The organism is Georgenia sp. EYE_87 (assembly GCF_023148685.1).
GTDB lineage: Bacteria > Actinomycetota > Actinomycetes > Actinomycetales > Actinomycetaceae > Georgenia.
On sequence record NZ_JAHXNL010000038.1, the window covers coordinates 1 to 846 of the forward strand.

Sequence of the window (846 nt, forward strand, 5' to 3'; positions counted from 1 at the left end):
GTGGCGGGACGGGGACAACTGGACGTACAAGCACCGGGACTGGATCGCGGCCCAGCACTTCGACGACCTCGCCGCCCAGACGACCCTGCGCCACTACATGGCGACCCTCGACGCCCGCGAGGCCGCGGTCACAGCGATCGAGAAGGACCTGACCACCTGGTTCGACCGAGCCCCGTTCGCCGACGCCGTCGCCCGACTGGGCGCCTACCGGGGCATCACCTCGATGGGGGCGCTGACCCTGGCCGCCGAGGTCTGTGACTGGCGTCGCTTCCCCACCGCTGGGGCGTTCATGGCGTTTTGCGGGCTGGTGCCCTCGGAGCACTCCTCCGGGGAGCGCACCCGCCGCGGGCACATCACCCACGCCGGGAACATCCACCTGCGCACCCAGCTCGTCGAGGCCGCCTGGACCTACCAGCACCACCCCGCCACCGGCGCCACGCTCCGCCGCCGTCAGCAGGGCCTGGACCCTGACGTCGTCGCACGCGCCTGGAAGGCCCAGCTACGCCTGGCCCGGCGGTTCCGACGACTGGACGCGCGAAAGTCCAGCCGCAACGTCGTCGTCACCGCCATCGCCCGCGAGCTCGCCGGGTTCGTCTGGGCCGAGATGACCACCACGCCCTGATCGCGATGCTCTTCCCTCCTTCCCGGACCGGACCGGCCACCCCGGTCCCGGGACCACCGACCCCACGCGCCGGGCCACCGCCGCAGCAGGACCGATCGGGCCTTGACCCCGGTACGTGGACACGGGGTGGGATTACGCGGCGGGCGCGAGCGTAGCAGCGTGGTGAGACTCGTAGGTGGACGGTGACTGGTAGTTGCACCAGGAGTGCCTTCGTCGGGTGTTGT

The 846-nt window shown here is 71.5% G+C and carries 1 protein-coding gene; it reads left to right on the forward strand.

Going from position 1 to position 846, the window contains the following annotated elements; translation table 11 throughout:
* Positions 1-622: transposase (locus KZX45_RS19775; RefSeq protein WP_248259473.1), on the forward strand; the 622-nt coding region annotated here is incomplete at its 5' end.
* Between the last annotated feature and the right edge of the window lie 224 nt (positions 623-846).